15 protein-coding genes and 2 tRNA genes are annotated in these 18585 nt (G+C 58.8%); 10 read left to right on the top strand and 7 right to left on the bottom strand.

Translation table 11 applies throughout. From position 1 onward, the window contains the following. The first annotated feature begins 60 nt into the window (after positions 1–60). Positions 61–148: transfer RNA gene (locus tag ACP3TE_RS04690), tRNA-Ser, on the top strand. A 49-nt stretch (positions 149–197) separates the two neighbouring features. Here the strand turns inward: ACP3TE_RS04690 and ACP3TE_RS04695 are convergent. Beyond that, positions 198–2213, bottom strand: a complete 2016-nt coding sequence (locus tag ACP3TE_RS04695) for an FAD/NAD(P)-binding protein (protein ID WP_426735536.1) — start codon at positions 2211–2213, stop codon at positions 198–200. 56 nt (positions 2214–2269) lie between these two features. Here ACP3TE_RS04695 and ACP3TE_RS04700 point away from each other — a divergent pair, with 56 nt between their 5' ends. The 4 genes from ACP3TE_RS04700 (at position 2270) to ACP3TE_RS04715 (ending at position 6119) form a co-directional block, all read left to right on the top strand. Further along, positions 2270–4357 carry a prolyl oligopeptidase family serine peptidase gene (locus tag ACP3TE_RS04700; protein ID WP_426735538.1) on the top strand — a complete coding sequence of 696 codons (2088 nt, stop codon included), beginning with the start codon at positions 2270–2272 and terminating at the stop codon, positions 4355–4357. 63 nt (positions 4358–4420) lie between these two features. Continuing rightward, positions 4421–4509, top strand: a tRNA-Ser gene (locus tag ACP3TE_RS04705). Between the two features lie 89 nt (positions 4510–4598). Continuing rightward, the gene (locus tag ACP3TE_RS04710; protein WP_426735540.1) at positions 4599–5705 is read left to right on the top strand and encodes a tyrosine-type recombinase/integrase; all 1107 of its coding nucleotides are present in this window, start codon (positions 4599–4601) and stop codon (positions 5703–5705) included. A 141-nt stretch (positions 5706–5846) separates the two neighbouring features. Further along, positions 5847–6119, top strand: coding sequence for a hypothetical protein (locus ACP3TE_RS04715; RefSeq protein WP_426735542.1), 273 nt, complete (start codon positions 5847–5849; stop codon positions 6117–6119). Between the two features lie 708 nt (positions 6120–6827). On the opposite strand, the gene ACP3TE_RS04720 is transcribed toward ACP3TE_RS04715, so the two are convergent. Then, positions 6828–7055, bottom strand: coding sequence for a hypothetical protein (locus ACP3TE_RS04720; protein ID WP_426735544.1), 228 nt, complete (start codon positions 7053–7055; stop codon positions 6828–6830). Positions 7056–7351: 296 nt separating this feature from the next. Between ACP3TE_RS04720 and ACP3TE_RS04725 the strand changes: the two genes are divergently transcribed. Beyond that, positions 7352–7603: a hypothetical protein gene (locus ACP3TE_RS04725; RefSeq protein ID WP_426735545.1), complete on the top strand. Its 252-nt coding sequence runs from the start codon at positions 7352–7354 to the stop codon at positions 7601–7603. A 159-nt stretch (positions 7604–7762) separates the two neighbouring features. On the opposite strand, the gene ACP3TE_RS04730 is transcribed toward ACP3TE_RS04725, so the two are convergent. Together ACP3TE_RS04730 and ACP3TE_RS04735 are read right to left on the bottom strand one after the other, a co-directional pair. Further along, the gene (locus ACP3TE_RS04730) at positions 7763–8677 is read right to left on the bottom strand and encodes a hypothetical protein (RefSeq protein ID WP_426735547.1); all 915 of its coding nucleotides are present in this window, start codon (positions 8675–8677) and stop codon (positions 7763–7765) included. A gap of 30 nt (positions 8678–8707) precedes the next feature. Next, on the bottom strand, positions 8708–10828 hold the full coding sequence (locus tag ACP3TE_RS04735; RefSeq protein WP_332498832.1) for a RecQ family ATP-dependent DNA helicase: 2121 nt from the start codon (positions 10826–10828) through the stop codon (positions 8708–8710). A 167-nt stretch (positions 10829–10995) separates the two neighbouring features. On the opposite strand from ACP3TE_RS04735, the gene ACP3TE_RS04740 reads away from it, so the two are divergent. The 4 genes from ACP3TE_RS04740 (at position 10996) to ACP3TE_RS04755 (ending at position 14771) form a co-directional block, all read left to right on the top strand. Next, positions 10996–12429: a phosphomannomutase/phosphoglucomutase gene (locus ACP3TE_RS04740; RefSeq protein ID WP_166650881.1), complete on the top strand. Its 1434-nt coding sequence runs from the start codon at positions 10996–10998 to the stop codon at positions 12427–12429. A 12-nt stretch (positions 12430–12441) separates the two neighbouring features. Further along, positions 12442–12912, top strand: a complete 471-nt coding sequence (locus ACP3TE_RS04745) for a hypothetical protein (RefSeq protein WP_105658802.1) — start codon at positions 12442–12444, stop codon at positions 12910–12912. A gap of 77 nt (positions 12913–12989) precedes the next feature. Next, entirely contained in the window at positions 12990–13448 is a 459-nt protein-coding gene (locus tag ACP3TE_RS04750) for an RrF2 family transcriptional regulator (RefSeq protein WP_332594999.1), read from the top strand. 147 nt (positions 13449–13595) lie between these two features. Continuing rightward, entirely contained in the window at positions 13596–14771 is a 1176-nt protein-coding gene (locus ACP3TE_RS04755) for a globin domain-containing protein (protein ID WP_426735550.1), read from the top strand. Positions 14772–14839: 68 nt separating this feature from the next. Here the strand turns inward: ACP3TE_RS04755 and ACP3TE_RS04760 are convergent, their stop codons facing one another. The 3 genes from ACP3TE_RS04760 to ACP3TE_RS04770 form a co-directional block, all read right to left on the bottom strand. Continuing rightward, entirely contained in the window at positions 14840–15922 is a 1083-nt protein-coding gene (locus tag ACP3TE_RS04760; RefSeq protein ID WP_426735551.1) for an alpha/beta fold hydrolase, read from the bottom strand. After that, on the bottom strand, positions 15919–16446 hold the full coding sequence (locus ACP3TE_RS04765; RefSeq protein ID WP_105658806.1) for a PadR family transcriptional regulator: 528 nt from the start codon (positions 16444–16446) through the stop codon (positions 15919–15921). The genes ACP3TE_RS04760 and ACP3TE_RS04765 overlap by 4 nt, the downstream gene beginning before the upstream one ends. A gap of 168 nt (positions 16447–16614) precedes the next feature. Beyond that, entirely contained in the window at positions 16615–18447 is a 1833-nt protein-coding gene (locus ACP3TE_RS04770; RefSeq protein WP_105658807.1) for a phosphoenolpyruvate carboxykinase (GTP), read from the bottom strand. Positions 18448–18585 lie beyond the last annotated feature (138 nt).

Raw genomic sequence — 18585 nt, forward strand, 5'->3', positions numbered from 1 at the left:
CGTCGTTCATAGCCTTCAATTCCTTTCAACAGGGGTTCATGCCGTATACTTTTTCGGGTTGGATGGTTGTCCGAGCGGCCGAAGGAGCTGGTCTTGAAAACCAGTAGGCGGCAACCCCGTCTCATGGGTTCAAATCCCATACCATCCGCGCTTTTCGAGTTTGGCGGGCTGATCCATGGATCAGCCCGCCAAACTGCTTAGTGCTGCTCCGCGCTTAATCTTTCGTTGGCGATCAGCCCCGCCAGGCGAGCCACTTCGTTCACTACGTTGGCTGCGTCTTGCAAGGTTCGGGCCGCGGGGTGGCGCAGGTCGCCCGCTTGCGCGGCAATAGCGGTCCCCCACTGCGCTGATGACAATTGCAATCCCAGCACGAATAGCCCGCGGTGCGCCAGCCCATCGCTGTTGACCAGACGGTATGGTTCACCGACCACGTCGAAACCGGATCCAGGCAGGCTTTCGCCTTCCGTGTTCTTCCAAGTGTGCACGCGCGCTACGTGATCTCCCAAGAGCTGCTTTATCAGCGCCGCGTTATTTTGCAGCACGCGGTTACTGGGCATCATCGCTTCGCACATGGTCTTCGCAGTGTGCACCTCCGCATCTACCCAGGGCGAGGATGCGGTGAATTGCTCGGAAACCTCGTCGAAGCCGAACTCCGGGTCCGGACCAAGGAAGGTTACTATCCCGGCGCGCGAAAGCGCCAGCAGCTGTTCAATGCGTTCCAGCGGCGGGCCTGAGGACAGTCCTTCGACCAGTGGCTCGAAGTGCGCTTGGATTTCTTCAATGCGCGACTGCTCGTCGATCACGCCGGAAGCAATCAGCTCCTTGACCAGCATGCGTCCGGCATTCATCGTCATGATGGCGCATGACAACGGGTCTTCTAGCCCGCCGGTGCTGTGCCGGGCATTGCCCACGAGGTAGTCGCGTACTGCCTGCTGGTATTGCTCATCGGAGCTGAACCCGAGTTCTTCAAATGGCCTTGCCAGCTTTGGCACATCGAGCCACTGCAATTGCGGGAACTGCCCGACGAACTTGCGCAGTTCGCTAAGCCACACTTGGCTTCCTTCATGGTGCTCCGCAGAGAGGATCGCTTCGAGCTGATCAACGAATTCTCGCTCATCGAGACCTTCCGGGGCACCATGCGCGCGAGCGCAGGTGCTGTAGTAGGCGAACAAGATGTCCCGGTGCAGTTTGGGCCAAATATGGCGTGAGAACACCAAGGAGGAGGCAGGGTTGGTGGCGCGTGCTTCGGCAAGGCGCCCGATGAGTTCCGGAGCGTCGAAGTAGCGTAGTTCAATTTCATCAGGAATGAACTGCTCCACTACTGGCTTGCCCCAGTAGGGGGTACCTCGGCGCGAAGCTACGATCAGTGCCGGCTCCCGGCCTGAGCCGATGTACTGCAGGCGATGCCCCGGCTCGGTGCTGGCCTCACGGAAAATCCCGCCGCGGCCTGCCGTCAGCTCGGCCATGCCGTCAAAGAAATTCAAGCCCAACCCGCGGATCAACGCAGGCTGGCCCTCCTTGAACTGGGAGTAGTCGAGGTCCGCTGGAACATTCGGTGGCAGGTAGGTGGCCCCGGCTTGGGAGGCAGCTTCCTTGAGCTGCTTCTGCCATGGGTTCAGTTCTGCCGGCTGGTGGCCCAAGGCCAGCACCACAGCGTCAGCGGCCAGCTGACGGGTTTCGGCACCCTCCAGGTTACTGCGGAAATCGATCTGATAGGCGTTGCCGACGGGGCGGACCGCAACGACTTCTGCGGCTACATGTTCGATGCTGAAATTCTCGTGGGTGGCAAATATCGCTGCGCTGCGCTCATACACGTGCTCGAGGTACTCGCCATAGATTGCGCGTGACGGATAGGAGCCGGGTTCAATTTGCCCGATCAGCTTGGCATGCTCATCGGTGAGCTTGCGTCCATCGCCGCGCAGTGCGACGAACTGGCGAAAGCTCAACCCCGGTTCATCGCCCAACCGTTCGGGGGCCACTGTCGGAAATGATGAAGGGGTGTTCATCAGGAAATGCTCCGACTGTTTCGGGTTCCACACGTGGCCGGAGCCCGGAGGGAAGGGATCAAAGACCGTAACTTTCAGGACGGTGCCTTGGGCCGGGAGTTTCAACGCCAAGTTAGCGAGTCTTTCAACCACGCTCGTGCCGCGTGGGCCTGCCCCGACAAGGGCCAGGCTGAACTCGTTCTTTGGTGTTGCTTTCTCGCTGTTCACTCCTCTAGGTTATTACCTTTGGAACAGGGCATGGGCCAGACGCATAGACTATGGCCATGACTGAGCATGATTCTGAGGTTGCAAGCGCTGATCCGTATTCCTGGCTTGAAGGAATTCACGACGAAACGGCACTCGAATGGGTGCGGGATCAGACCCAGCGTACCGAGTCCGAGCTGTACGACGACTCGTTCCATGCCACTGCGGAGCGGATCAAAACGGTCCTGGATGCCCAAGACCGCATTCCCATGGTGACCAAGCGTGGCGATCACTACTACAACTTCTGGCGCGATTCCGCCCATCGTCTTGGACTTTGGCGTCGCACCACTTGGAATTCCTACCTCAGCGACGACCCGCAGTGGGAAATCCTATTGGATCTTGACCTGCATGCGCAGCTGGAAGGCCACGAATGGCATTTCGCTGGTTCAGCACTCCTGCGTCCAACGGCCGGTGGCGCCTACCAGCGGGCGTTGCTTCGCTTGAGTCCTGACGGCGGCGACCAGGTGCGCATTCGCGAATTCGATCTGGCCTCCAAGAGCTTCGTTGCCGGCGGTTTCGACCTTCCCGTTGCGAAGACCCAAGCCTCGTGGATTGACCACGATACGTTGCTTGTCGGTTCCGCCAGCAGCGAGCAGTTCACAACCCGTTCGACCTACGCGAATACCTTGAGAAGGCTCAGCCGCGGCATGGAGATCGAAGAAGCGCCAATTCTCTTCCAAGTCGATAGAGAACATGTCGCAGCCTTCGGCTACTTCGATTCGACTCCGGGATTCGAACGCGTGGTCACCACTGATGCCATCGACTTCTACAATTCCACTGCCGGTGTCCTCATCGACGGGGAACACCATCTGATCGATGTTCCAACCGATGTGCAGGTCAGCCTGCACCGGCAGTGGGTCCTCTTTGCTCCCCAAACCAATTGGGAACACCAGGGCCAGAAGATCGCTGCGGGTTCATTGGCTATCGCCCGGCTGGATAGATTCCTCGAGTCCGGCAGCATCGAGAAGGTTCTCTTCGTCCCGGATGCGCACACTGCGCTGGAATCACTGAGCTTTACCGCCAATTATCTGCTGCTCACCGTATTGTGTGATGTGGCTTCGCAAGTGCGCATCATTGATCTGGCAGATGATTTCAGCCAGTCGGACATGCCGCTGAAGGATCCAATGCTCAGCGTCTCGGTGGGAGCCGTTGATGATGAGGACCCGGAGCATGGCGATGACTATTGGATGACCATCACCGGATTCATTACCCCTACTACCTTGTTGCGCGGCACAGTTGGTTCGGCAGCAAAGGTCGTGAAGAAATCGCCGGATCGTTTTGATGCCGGCGGTTTTGAAGTCACCCAGCATTTTGCCTCCTCTGCGGACGGTACCAGGGTTCCCTATTTCCAAGTCGCGGCATCTGATCTGGTCCACGATGGGAAGAACCCGGTGCTGATGGACGGCTACGGCGGTTTCCAGCACAGCATGACTCCTGGTTATGCAGCGGCCATGGGCACCGGTTGGTTATCGCGCCGTACCGATGACGGACGCAAGCCGGTATACGTCATGACCAACATTCGCGGTGGAGGGGAGTACGGGCCAGATTGGCATCGTGCTGCCCTGCGTGAAAAGCGCCATCGTGCCTATGAAGATTTCGCAGCCATCGCCCAGGACCTCGTAGCTCGCCGTGTTACCTCCCGCGCGCATTTGGCTGCTACAGGGCGTTCTAACGGAGGGTTGCTCATGGGCAATATGATCTCCGGTTATCCGCGCTTGTTCGGAGCAATTTCCTGCGGCGTCCCGCTATTGGACATGCAGCGCTACACCCAGTTGGCAGCCGGCCATTCCTGGATTGCCGAGTATGGCGACCCGCAGGTTCCCGGGGACTGGGAGTTCCTGCGGACCTTCTCCCCCGTGCATCGACTCACCGATCAGCCTCATCCTGCCGATGACTACCCTGCCTCCTTGATCTGGACCACGACCTCTGATGACCGTGTTGGCCCTTCGCAGGCACGCATCATGGCAGCCAAAATGATGGATCTTGGCATTGCCAATGTGCGGTACCACGAGCCACAGGACGGGGGCCATGCCGGTTCAACGGACAACGAATCAACCGCGAAGATGCTGGCGACCAGCTACGAATTCCTGTGGCGACAGGTGCGTTAGCTCTCTCGTTTTGGAACACGCACCCATCTTCGGGTAGGCTAGATTCTGCTGGAAACAGCGGATGGACACGTGCCAGAGCGGCCGAATGGACTTCACTGCTAATGAAGGGTCGGGCTAAAACTCGACCGGGGGTTCAAATCCCCCCGTGTCCGCGATAAAACCCCTAGTCAGCTAGGGGTTTTTTTGCGTCTGTGTCATAGAGCCGGGCAAATATGTCATAGCCATGCCCCATACTGAATCCATGGCCAGCATCGACACCTACACCAGCCAAAAAGGACACACCAAATACCGCGTCCGCTGGTACTCAAACGGTTCGCTCAAGTCCCAAACCTTCGACACCGAAAAGCATGCAAAGCAATGGCAAAGCATCATTGATGCAGCTGGCGGAAACACCACGAAAGCCAGAGAAGCTCTCGCAAACCAGATCGAGTCCGGGCCCACTGTCACCGAGCTGCTCCTACGCCACATAGACCAGCTGACCAACGTCGGCGAATACCAGCTGAAGCGATACCGCGGATCCCTCGAACAGCACTTCTCAGGTTCCCTCGGCGCCACCAAAGTCACCCTCGTGACGTCAGAGCACATCGTGGACTGGATGCGCATGATGCAAGGCAAAGGGCTCTCAGCGAAAACCATCGCGAATCACCGCGGCCTGCTATCAGCATCATTCGATACCGCTATCAGGCTACGGATGATCACCGTCAACCCCTGCGCCGGTGTACGCCTGCCCAAAGATGACAGGATCACAGAGCCCATGCGAATCATCCCGCTCCCCCAGTTCCAGAACATGCTCCCGCACATGACCGAGCACTACCACCCGGTGACCAGGATGATGCTTTACACGGGCCTGCGATTCGGCGAAATCACTGCACTGCAAAAGGAAGACTTCACCACCCTAGGAGGTACGTCTGTTGTGCGCGTGACCAAGGCATGGAAGGAGGACGGAAACCACAGGTTCTTCCTCGGCCCACCTAAAACGCCGAAGGCCCGCCGAACCGTCTCGCTGCCCCGCCCCGCGGTTGAGTTGATGCAACCAATCCTGGACCGCATAGCCGAAGGCGAGCAGGTGTTCAAAACAGTCCAAGGCCGACAGATCAGATCGTCCGCCTACCACAAGGTCTGGGGGCCGGCGTGGGACAGGCTTGGGGTGGCGAAGGATCGCCGGCCGCGTCCCCACGATATTCGGCACACGCACGCTTCGATGATGCTGGCCAACGGAATGGACATGTACGAGCTGTCTAGGCGGTTAGGTCATGAATCCGTAAAAACAACAGTCGATCGATATAGTCATTTGGTGGAAGGCGCCCACGCACGTGGCGCTTCCATTGCCGACTCCGCTTTTGGGTGAAAGGAACCCATTTTGAAACGATCACTTGCGCTTCTCCCTGTCTTGGCCTTGCTTCTGGCAGGGTGTTCGTCCAGCGCTGAGCCTGAGCCAACCAAAGAGCCAGCTACCGTTGAATCCGCCGCACCTGCAGAAGCAAAGGACGTGACTGCAGACGTTCGAGACACTGCCGGCACCGCGGGTGACGCGATCACTAAGGCCGAGGAAACCGAGCCAGGACGAATAAGCGTTGAAACCTCGCTCGTTGATCCGCGCGCAGCGGATGGAAGCGCTGAAGCAAAGCAAGCTATCGAAATCTGTGAAGCAGCTGCCGGACTCGATGGCGTGACGTACGTGAGCGTGCTAGAAAAAGATGGAACCAGTTGGGTGTTGTTCGGGCATCCTTCTGTCCCCACAGGCGAATGTGCAGAAGTCTAAGTGAGCGGCAAAGGCAACCGCCAGGGATTCAGGCTTGGGTGCTTTGGATGGTTCGGTGTTATTGCTCTCGTGATTGTTGCAATTTCATACTTCGGAAGTCTGAATGGCACTAGTTCGCCAACCAAATACCAGGCGTACACCGATTGTCAGGAAGCGATAGAGCCCCACTTGAAATCTCCATCAAGTGCAGAGTTTTCAGATAAGAATTTCCAATACAATCCAGACGACGACACTGATTTCCGAGTGAAGATGACAGTTGATTCACAGAACTCATTCGGTGCGATGGTCCGCAGCAATTTCTCGTGCACGATGCATTTCTCAAAGTCCACTGGCGATTGGACCGTGGTGAAGGTATCGGGCCCATAACTAACGCATAAAGTGCCCTACCCTATTTCAGAGTGGGGCACTTTCTTAGCCTCGGTCCGCCATGATGCTGAGGCGTACGGCCCCTTCGGGCACTAGACGATTTTCTCTTAAATTGGGTCAGCCCCGCCAAGGTTCATTTCGGCGAGGACTGGTTGCGAGTTTTGCGCCGGGCATGGACCCAATCCATGACCCTAAGGGCTTCCGTTTCCCCAAAAAACATATATCCGGCGTTAAACCTACGGCCAGATTACGGGGACAAGCCTTTAACGAACTGGGGTTGTCATGACTCTGAAGTGTGATCGGAGATTGGCCAAATCATTTAGGCGACGTTCCCAGGGGCACCTACAGGTACAGCGACCATACGCTCGCAATTGTTGCTAGGGTGGCGCTAAGGCTCACATAGATCAGATCTCGTTTCGCTATTTCCACTGCAGCCAAAGGATTACCTTCAGCCGAAGAAGCGATCACTTCTCCGACGTTTCCGGCGGTAAGCATCGGAATATTCTCGTCTTTATATCGTTGCCGTGTCACCGCTTCAGCATCCTTGAATTCCTCGCTGAAGGCGTCCAAACCTAAGGCTGCCTTTTTGAAGTCGGCTTGAATTTCTTTTCGTCGGGTACTCTTGCTAGTTGCCGTCGCAGACCGACGCTTCGCCCTGCAGTAGATTGCTCTCAAAGTGCATACCGTAGCTAACCCGGAACAAAGGTAGAGGGCGGCCACGTACAGGGCAGCAAGATCATCAGAAATGGACCTAATGCTATGCGTAAATGATCTAGATTAGGTCATAGTGAGCTCTCATTCACTATGATGATGATTGAATATCCTAATAGTGTATTTTCACTCGCATTTCATACCTAGGAGCAATAATGGAACAGATAAAATCTCCCGGAAAAACTCTTATGAACGCAGCACTGTACATTTTCTTGGGTGCTGTTGTTCTTACAATCTTGTTGATACTTTTTTCAGGTGGATTGCAGGGCTGGCACGTCGTGATTCTTTTTCTGCTTGTCCTTCCTGTGTGCTTGTTACTTTTCATTATCGGCGTAATCATGCACATGAACTTCAAGACCAAGATGCAGATCATGCAAGCGCAGGCAGAACAGTACCGCAAGCAATAGCCGTAACGCAGAAAAAGCCGCCCCGCAGGTAGGGGGTTTTTCGTTTATATGACACTTTTTGAAGAGAATATTCAGAGTGCAGAAAATCCCCCGGATTCACCGATTTTTCGGTGGATTCGGGGGATTCTCAAAAACTCCAGAACAGCAGTTTCTTCGCTACTAGTCGTCGCGCTTCACGAAGGTCCGCAGCATGTTCTGCACGATATCCTCTGGCAACGACGTGTGGCGAACAATGATTTCCGACATCCGGTCCAGATCGGTATCGGCGATTGCGTCGAAGAGCGCTTCGCGGTCAGCTTCTGGAAGTTCGGCAGCATCGAAATGCACTGGACCATCCGGGCCCTGGCCTTCAAAGCGGAAGTCTGCAATATTGCCGTTGGCGCTCGCGCCAGACATGGGAGACGTCGCGATCATGCGCTCCAGGTCTTCGACCGGCAGATCCGTATAGCCGTGCAGGATCTTTGCCGCTTCTTCAAAATTGGAATCCCGCAGCATGGAGAATAGCTGGTCGTATTCATTTGCCGGCAGTTGTTCGCTGGAAAATTCGCGGTTCTCGCCATCAAGTTCGAACGCCATCTTGAAGTGCGTAGCACTTGGTTCCTGAAGGGAACTGAACTGCTCGCTCCATTCCTGGGGTACAACCCAAGTGTCATCGGCAGGTGCTGGTGTGGCATCCTCTGCGGCAGTGGCGGCCGCTTCACGATCTTCGCGCTCAACTTGAGCTTCGAGTTTGTCGCTCAAAGCCTTGATCTCGGCATCATCATTCGGCAATTCCTTGGCAGGGGCTGTCTGCGGGTACTTGTCGAGGCTGCGTACGGCAATCACGCAATCCTTGACCGAGTCGCCAGTAGCAGCGCGGAAATCCTTGACCGCGCCCATGACGTCGCCCTTGGCCAGATTGCGGTACACCGAATTGCGTGAAGCATCATCCAGCCTCGCGTTTGCCGCCTGCGCTGCTTCACGGGAAATCGCCTGCGCGATTTGCGCAGTGTTCTTCTTGCGCAGCGCTTGCAGACCGAAGTAGCCCAGGGCAATCACTGCGATGAGGACAACGAGCCAGATGAGAAATTCCATACTTCCAGACTACTTTGTTTAACTGTGCGATTACCCGGCTACGCCCAAAGTGAAAGGCATGACACCCGGTGCGCCGGCGATGCGCAGGGCCCGCCCAGCCATCGCCATGGACCACCGGGAATCAACCAGATCATCAACTAGCAGCACCGGCCCTGGAGCGTCGGCAATGAGCTGTTCGAGCTGCGTTGGAAGTTCAAAAGCATCGGCAACCGCAGCCACACGGAAAGCGGAATTCCCGCCCGGGCCATTCTGTGGTCCAGCACCGCGATATTCGAGCTGCCCCAGGTAGCGCAACCGTCCCACCTCAGCTAGGCCCTGAGCAAGGGAGGTGATCAGCTGGGGACGCTTATTCGATGGCATGGCTACAACGCCCACTGGACGTTCCTCCCAATTCCATTCGGCAAGCACCTTGATGCACGCATCGAACATCGCCTTGTCGATAGGGGAATCGGTGGGGTCAGCAAAGAGCTGGCGCAATCGGTTGCCCCACCCCAGGTCGGTCAGGCGAGCCAGCGCCCGGCCCGTGGCCACCTGCTCGTCAATAGCGATTTTGCCCTTGAGCGTGTACCCCAGCCGGTCCAGTCCCGAAGGGTACAGCTTGCGCGGTTCAATAGGAACTCCCACCCGTCCAAGTGCCGCCTGCGCGCTGTCCTTCGAATCGTCAGGAATATGGTCGTCAAACCAAACGCCAGCGCAGTTGTCGCACCGGCCGCAGGGAGCAGACTGGGGATCATCCAAGGCGTCGGTCAGAAACTGCATGCGGCATCCGCGAGTGTTCTCGTAACTGACCATGAGGTTTTGTTCATGGATTCGGCTCTGCGCCACTCGCTTGTACCGATCGGCATCATAGGTCCATGGCATGTCGGTGCGCATCCAGCCGCCGGCAACACGCTCCACCGCACCATCCACGGCCAGCACCTTCAGCAACAGCTCAAGTGGCGAGCGGCGAAGGTTCACGGCGCTTTCCAGCGCCGGGACACTCATCGCACCGTCGGTCTTGGCCAAGGCCTCGAGCACCTGGGTGGCGCGCACCTGGTCCGGCATGGAGCTGGTGGCGAAGTATTCCCAAATTTCCGAGTCGTCAGGCCCGGGCAGCAGCAGGACATCTGCGTTGATGCTCCCACGCCCGGCACGGCCCACCTGCTGGTAGTAGGCCACGGGCGAGCTGGGGGCACCGATGTGCAAGACGAAACCGAGGTCTGGCTTGTCAAAGCCCATTCCCAAGGCGCTCGTGGCGATCAGCGCTTTCACTTCGTTATTCTTCAACGCTTGTTCAAGGCGTTCGCGTTCTTCCAAATCGGTGCGCCCGGTGTAGGCAGCAACTTCGTGCCCGGCATCCTTGAGCAGGCGAGCAATATCCTCGGCCGCAGACACCGTCAAGGTATAGATAATGCCCGAGCCCTTGAAGTCCTCGATGTGGCTGAGCAACCAGGCCAACTGCATGCGCGGCGAAGCCAGACGCAGGACACCTAGGCGCAGCGAGTCGCGAGCCAGGGTGCCGCGCAGCGTGAAGACCTCCTCGGTGCCGCCGGCCAGCTGTTCGGCAACGTCCTGGACTACTCGGCTGTTCGCTGTTGCAGTGGTCGCCAAAACCGGGAGTCCCTGAGGCAATCGAGCGATCAGGTCCCGGATGCGGCGGTAATCCGGGCGGAAATCGTGGCCCCAGTCCGAAATGCAGTGCGCCTCGTCGATGACCAGCAGGCCCAAGCGCTGCATCAGCATCGGCAGCTGCTGCTCGCGGAAGGATGGATTGTTCAAACGCTCCGGGGACACCAGCAGCACATCGAGCTCATTGCGTTGCAGCTTTTCGAGGATTTCACGCCATTCGAGCACATTGGCCGAATTAATGGCCGCAGCGCGGACCCCAGCACGCTCCGCGGCCGCAACCTGGTCGCGCATCAATGCCAGCAGCGGGGAAACGATCAGTGTTGGCCCATAGCCCTGTTCTCGCAGCAGCAGGGAAGCGATGAAGTACACGGCGGACTTGCCCCAGCCGGTACGCTGGACGACCAGTGCGCGGCGCCGCTCGGCCACCAGTGCGCTGATCGCTTCATACTGGCCATCATGGAACTGCGCGTCCGGGTTTTGCACCAGTGCGCGCAGTTTCTGCAGTGCCAGCGTTTTCAGATCCACTTGCGTTGAGCCATCCATGCCTCCAGTATTTCAGTTCCTGCCCACGATTTAGCCCGTGGCGTCCGCTAATTGTGGATGAGCTCTCACGAGCTGCGGTGCCGACAGGGGAAAATAGCTGAAATGTTAGGCATTTCCCATCCGCAATCGCCTAGTTCTCAATGATTTGAATCAGTCAAACCGGTAGGCTGAAAGGCGTGAGTGAAGAAATTGATCTTAATCAGAGCTTTAAGGCCTACGACGTACGCGGCGTAGTCGGCGAGAACCTGGATGCCGAAGCAATTGAAGCCATCGGCGCGGCCTTTGTCGACGTCCTGTCCCTGTCCGGCAAGGAAGTACTGGTTGGCGGTGACATGCGCCCGTCTTCCGCAGAATTCGCCCAAGCCTTCGCTCGTGGCGCCACCTACCGCGGCGCCAACGTGATCATGCTCGGATTGATCTCCACCGATGAGCTGTACTTCGCATCGGGCAAGCTCAATGCCGCCGGTGTTGTCTTCACCGCCAGCCACAATCCCGCCCAGTACAACGGCATTAAGATGTCCAAGTCTGGCGCCCGCCCGATTTCTTCGGCTACCGGTCTTTTCGACATTCGCGACCTGGCCCAGCAGTACCTTGACGAGGGACTGCCGGTCTCCGGTGACGCCCCGCAGGGCAGCATCAGCGAGCGCGACGTGCTGGCCGACTATGCAGCATACCTGCGAGAATTGGTGGACTTGTCGGGCATTCGTCCGCTGAAGATCGTGGTGGATGCCGGTAACGGCATGGGCGGCATGACTACCCCTGCAGTTCTTGGGGGCACGGTGCTCGCTGAGCTGCCGCTCGAAATTGTTCCGCTGTATTTCGAGCTGGATGGCACTTTCCCCAACCACCCGGCCAATCCGCTGGAACCGGAAAACCTCAAGGACCTGCAATCCGCAGTATTGGAGCACGGGGCCGATCTCGGCCTGGCTTTCGACGGCGATGCCGACCGCTGCTTCGTGATCGACGAGCGCGGGCTGCCGCTGTCCCCTTCGGCTATCACCGCACTGGTCGCGGTGCGCGAAATCGCCCGTGTGCAGGCAGCTGGCGAAGAGTCCCCGGTGATCATCCACAACTTGATCACTTCCAAGGCGGTGCCTGAATTCGTCGCCAAGTCCGGTGGCGTTCCGGTGATGACCCGCGTAGGCCACTCCTTCATCAAGGCTGAAATGGCTTCCCAGGGCGCGGTCTTCGGAGGCGAGCATTCCGCCCACTACTACTTCCGCGACTTCTACAATGCCGATACCGGCATGCTCGCTGCCATGCATGTGCTGGCCGCCTTGGGCGAGCAGGAACTGCCGCTCTCCGAGCTGGGTGCCGAATACGAACCCTACGCTGCCACCGGTGAAATCAATTCAGAGGTCGAGGACAAGGCAGGTGCCACTGCCCGGGTCGTGTCGCATTTCCAAGACCAGCCAGTAGAAGTGATCACCATGGACGGCACGACCATTTCAGCGGCCGATGGCAGCTGGTGGATCAATCTGCGCCCATCGAACACCGAACCATTCCTGCGTTTCAACGGCGAAGGCCGGACCGCAGAAATCATTGAGCCCATCCGCGATGCCGTTCTGGCTATCGTGCGTGAAAAGAACGTCACCAACTAGCAAAGGGAAGACATGAACCTCGAAGAACTGGATGAGGGCGTCAAGGACGCGCTGAACAAGGTCTTGGGCACCGCCCTGGGCGTGGCCCGCGAACAGCTCGAAGAGCAGGGTGTGTTCCTGCCTTTCGCGATCGCGCTGGAGCCGAAGGAAGAGGAAGACGAGCCGGAGCTGCGCTTGATCGCTGTTCCGCCAACGGATGATCCTGAGGATCCGGAAGCCGACATCGACACCGAAGCCATGGTTGCGGACCTGATGCAGGTGCTGAACCAGCAGGGCACCCACTTCCAGGCGATCGCCGTCGCCTCGGATGTGCTGCTCCAGGAAAACGACCAGGACGCCATCCACATTGTGGCCGAGCACCGTGTCGGTGCGGCGTTGGCCATCGTGCAGCCGTACACCATGCCTGCAGAGCCAGGCGGCGAATGGATCTTCGACGAGCCAGCGGCAGAGTCGGCGGAAGCCATTTGGGCCAACGCGCTCTAGACCGCAGTTGGTGATTCCGGGGTCGGCATAGTCACTATGCTGACCCCGGAATGCTTTTCCCACGTAAAGTAGGAATCATGAAACTCAGTGCCTTCACCGACGTATGCTTGCGAACCGTCATGGTCCTTGCAACGCCCGGCACCGGGCAACTGACCAGCCGCCAGATCGCCGAGTCCGTGGGGGTTCCCTACAACCACGTTGCCAAAGCCGTCCTGGAACTGCGCACGCTGGGAATCCTGCAGGTCACCCGCGGCCGCAATGGCGGCGCGCAGCTGAGCGATGGAGCACTGGATTTTTCCCTCGGCTCACTGCTGCGCAAGTTGGACAAGCGCACCGATATTGTGGATTGCTCCGATCATGACGCGCAATCCAACTGCCCGCTTTCGGGCAACTGCCGCTTGCGGGCAGTCTTCCGGCAGGCTCGCGAAGCTTTCTACGCTTCCCTGGACCCGCTGACCATCCAGGACATCTGCCCGGCATCATCCGCGATGCCCTTCACGGCGCTCCCCTTCCCGACGGTGCGCGCCCTTTCCTGATTCCCCTGCGTCCCCCCGGGGGTCGCATCGCCGATTTCTGTTACGAATACCGGCCGGTGGATTTGCAATCCTTTTCTACTAGGCGTAGAAATGAATCATAAATCTTGTATCTGTAATACAAGTTATCGCCTACGTCAAGGAGACCCGATGCTGTCCACGAAGTCCTTCCCGGTCGTTGAAGCCACGTTGCCAATCATCGCAGAGCGCATTTCCAGCATTACCCCGAACTTCTACAACCGCCTGTTCACCGCGCACCCGGAACTGCTCGACGGAATCTTCTCCCGTTCGAACCAGAAGAACGGCACCCAGCAGCAGGCCTTGGCGGGATCCATCGCAGTCTTCGCAACCTACTTGGTCAAGTACCCGGGCACCACCCCGGAAACCATGCTCGCGCGCGTAGCCCACAAGCACGCTTCCCTCGGTGTCGCCGAGGAGCAGTACCCCATCGTCTACAAGCACCTCTTCGACGCCATCGCCGAAGACCTGGGCGAGGCGCTGACTCCGCAGATCGCCGAGGCCTGGACCGAGGTCTACTGGCTGATGGCCCACGCGCTGGTCAAGATCGAGAAAGGCTTGTACGCGCAGCAGGCCAACGCCGAGATCTACACCCCGTGGAAGCTTGTCGAGCGCATCGAAACCGGCGTTGATTCGGTCTGCTTCAGCTTCGAGCCAGCTGACCGGACCCCTGCCACCGTCGCCAAGCCGGGCCAATTCGTTTCGGTCCGCATGCCGATGGCCGACGGCCTGCGCCAGGTTCGCCAGTACACCTTGAGCGGCGACATCGAGCGAACCGACCGCCGCACCGTCACGGTCAAACTGGATGTGAACGGCGAATTCTCCCCGGTGATCCACCATGGCCTGAAGCTCGGCGACGTGGTGGAACTATCGAATCCGTATGGCGACCTGGTCATCGATGACGATGGCTCGCCACTGGTGATCGCCACCGCCGGAATCGGCTGCACCCCGAGTGCGGCCGCATTGCAAACCCTGGCCGCACGCGGCTCCACCCGCAAGGTCACCGTGCTGCACGCAGACCAGACGGCCACCGCCTGGCCATTGCGCGAGCAGATGCTCGAATCCATCGGCAAGCTGCCAGAAGCCACCATCGGCACCTGGTTCGAACGCGGGGAATTGCCGGAGGGGCTGAACGCCACGTCCGGCTACATGGATCTCGCCGGCGCACTGACCGGGAATGCCCAGGTCTACTTGTGCGGCCCGCTGCCATTCATGCATGCAATGCGCAACCAGGCGCTGGAAGCCGGCATCCCGGCCGAGCGTATCCACTACGAAGTCTTCGGCCCGGATGTATGGCTCGCCGCCTAGCTTCTTGGTGACAGAGCCGTGCTGCAGGTGGATCCATGGGGAATCCGCCTGCAGCACTTTTTTTGCCTTTATTTTCCGGTATCCGCAGGAGGATCCGGCTTGCCGCCCTGTTTCGGTGCCTTCTTCTTCAAATCGAACTTTTTCGGGTCCAGCTTTCGAGGATCGATTTTCCCGGCGAACCTGCCAGGCTTCTTCTGCCCGGCTTCTTGAGCTGGCGGCGCTGGCTCCCCGGCTTCCAGGTCCTGATTCGCCGGCGCTTCAGCGGCTTGTTCCACCGGTGTTGCTTTCGCGCCGGGTGCCGGCTTCGCAGCCTGCGGATCAACTAGGATCTGGTGCAGGCCCGCATCGGAAATCCACTTGCGCAGCACCGAGTTGAACAGGATCGGGTTCTCGATATTCCATTGGTGGTGCATGCCCGGAACCACGCGCGTGATCACCTGCGGGAGCCTTGCGCGCAGCGCGTCAAAGGATTTCTGCACAACTTTCGGCTCCTTGGCTCCAGCGAGGGCCAGTACCGGGCCCCGGTAGGAGCCGAGCTTCTGCGGCAATCCCCCCGGGTCCATCTCGTCCATGATGGCCCGCATGTTCTCGGCTTTGAGCTTCACGCCGTGCTCGGTGAACAGCTCGCGCTCATCATCCACCATTCCGTAGGCACCAGCCTGGAAACGCCAGAACCACTCGCTGCCAATGAGCTTGAGCTGCATCCGCTGGAAAGCCCGGGCCGCCTGGCCCACACCGGTCACCGGAGTGCCGGTAATCAGCACGGAGTCAACGAGCTCCGGATGCCGGGCGGCCACGTGCAAAGCAATCACTCCGCCCAGGGAAATGCCAACCAGGTGCACGCCGCCTTCGGAAACCTCGTCGGCGATCAAGGCTGCGACATCATCGGCGGCGGATTCCAGGCCATCCCAGGTCTCCTCGAACCGGGCGCCAAAGGCCGGCAGGTGCAGCGTCAGGATGTTGCAGTCGCCAAAGGCCAGAACCTGCGGGTCCCAGCTCCAGTTGCCGACGTTTCCGCCGTGGAGGAAGACCAGGGTCTTCATCGACCGTTGCCCATCATGATGCCGCCCGGGATGCACTTCCGGATAATCGGTGGCATCGCGCCCGGCACCGCTTGCAGGGGTCTTGTTCTGGTCTTTGGCTGCAGTCATGGCAAGTACTCCAATACCGCGTCGAGCCATTCCAGCTCCGCGGCTTGTTGTCGGATTGCATGGTCAAGTGTGGCAGCCATCAGGAAGCTGCGACGGTCCGCAGCGGCTCGCATGTCAATGCCTTCGCGCTGGGAGAGGTAGTCATCGAGGATGAACTGCGTGGCTTGGCGGCGTTCCTCCAGCAAGCTCTGGATATCATCGCGTTCGAGTTCGGCGGCGAAGAACACCTGCCCCATGAAGGGATCACGCTCGGGAGACTGCACCGCACCAGCAGAAAGCCACTGGGCCAGTGCCGCACGTCCGGTTTCCGTGATGTGGTGCTCCTGGCGGTCAGGGTAATTCGACTGCGCGACGGTGCGCACGGTGGCATACCCCTTGTCCACCAGCTGCGCCAAAGTGCGATAGATCTGCGCCTTGTCTGCGTTCCAGAAGTGGTTAATAGAGGAGTCAAAGTGCTTCTTGAGCTCGTAGCCAGTCATGGGCGACAAGCACAGCAGCCCGAGAATCAATCGTGCCAAAACCATAGAGCAATCTTTTCATAAATAGTTGATTTTGCACCCACTTTGCCCCGGCGTGTGGAAACTGTACCCGGATTGTGACAATTCCTCCGTGGCGCATGAGAACGCCCCGGTGACTGGAATTCCAGTCACCGGGGCGTTCTCATGTGCGGATCTGCTGGAGATCCTAGTCAACTACGCGTTCAGGCGATCCTTCAAGCCGTCGAGCTCTGCACGCAGCGAAGCCGGCAGCGCATCGCCGAACTTGGCGTACCACTCTTCGATGGCCTCGACTTCGGTAGCCCATTCATCCTTGTTGACAGCTACTGCCGCTTCAACGTCGGCTGGGGTGAACCCTTCAAGGCCAGCCAAATCCAGGGACTCGCCGGTCGGGACGTTTCCGATGATGGTTTCCCGGGCGTCCGCGGTGCCTTCGATACGCTCGACAGCCCACTTGAGCACACGCGAATTGTCGCCGAACCCTGGCCACGCGAAGCCACCGTCAGCCGTGCGGCGGAACCAGTTCACCAAGAAGATCTTCGGCATCTGCTCTGGGTTGAGCTTGTTCGAGATCTTGTCCCAGTGGTTCAGGTAGTCGCCTGCGTTGTAGCCGATGAATGGCAGCATCGCCATCGGGTCACGGCGAATCACTCCGGTCGCACCTGCAGCGGCTGCGGTGGTCTCGGAGGAAAGGGTCGAACCCATGAAGATGCCGTTGGTCCAGCTGCGGGCTTCGGTCACCAGCGGAATGGTGGTCTTGCGGCGGCCGCCGAAGAGGATCGCATCGATCTTCACGCCGTTAGGCGAGTAGTAGTCCTCGGAAAGCATGTCGACCTGGTCGATCGGGGTGCAGAAGCGCGAATTAGGGTGCGCTGCCGGACGACCGGATTCAGGAGTCCAGTCGTTGCCCAACCAGTCGGTCAGGTGCGCAGGAGCCTCGTCGGTCATGCCCTCCCACCAGACGCCACCGTCATCGGTCAGCGCAACATTGGTGAAGATGTTGTTGCCCTTGGAGATGGCGCGCATCGCGTTCGGGTTGGTGGACCAGCCGGTGCCTGGCGCCACGCCGAACAGGCCGTATTCGGGGTTAACGCCGCGCAGCTCGCCGTCCTTGCCGATGCGCATCCAGTTGATGTCATCGCCCAGGGTCTCAGTCTTCCAGCCTTCAATGGTTGGATCCAGCAGCGCCAGGTTGGTCTTGCCGCAGGCCGACGGGAATGCCGCGGCAATATGGTACGACTTGTTCTGCGGGCTGGTCAGCTTCAGGATGAGCATGTGCTCTGCGAGCCAGCCTTCATCGCGGGCCATCGCCGAGGCGATGCGCAGCGAGTAGCACTTCTTGCCCAGCAGCGCGTTGCCGCCGTAGCCCGAACCGTAGGACATGATGGCGCGCTCTTCGGGGAAGTGCACGATCCACTTGTCTTCGTTGCATGGCCAGGCAACATCTTCCTGGCCCGGCTCCAGGGGTGCACCTACCGAGTGCAGCGCTGGAACGAAGAAAGCGTCCTCGGCTTCCATCTTGCGCAGTACTTCATTGCCGATCTTGGCCATGATGCGCATCGAGGCAACGACGTAGGCGGAATCGGTGATCTCCACGCCGTAGGCAGGCACTTCCGCGTTCAGCGGGCCCATGACGAATGGGATGACGTACATGGTGCGTCCGCGCATCGAGCCATCGAACAGGCCGCTGAGCATGGACTTCATCTTGGTTGGGTCTTCCCAATTATTGGTGAAGCCTGCATCTTCTTCCTTTTCGGAGCAGATGAAGGTGCGCTCTTCGACTCGGGCCACATCCTTGGGGTCCGAGAAACCAGCGTAAGAGTTAGGGAAGTTCGGATCGGTCAGCTTGACCAAGGTGCCGGCTTCAACCAGCTCGGCAGTCAGGCGATCATTTTCTTCAGCTGACCCATCAACCCAATAAACACGATCCGGCTTCGTCAGTGCGGCAACTTCCTCAACCCAGGATGCCAACTTCTCGTGCGAAGTAGGTGCTGCGCTGATAACGTTCTGATCCGAGCTCGTGCTCATTATCCATTCCCTCCATTGGGCTGAACTTGCAATAAATCAAGGCTATTAGGTGCTCAACTCCAGCGCCGTGTGATCGAAACCTCATGAAAGTGAAACCCGGAGGACCAGAAGGAAAAAATTCCCGAAATTCCGGGGGTT

The organism is Glutamicibacter sp. 2E12, assembly GCF_050030965.1.
In the GTDB taxonomy this organism is placed as follows: Bacteria; Actinomycetota; Actinomycetes; order Actinomycetales; family Micrococcaceae; genus Glutamicibacter.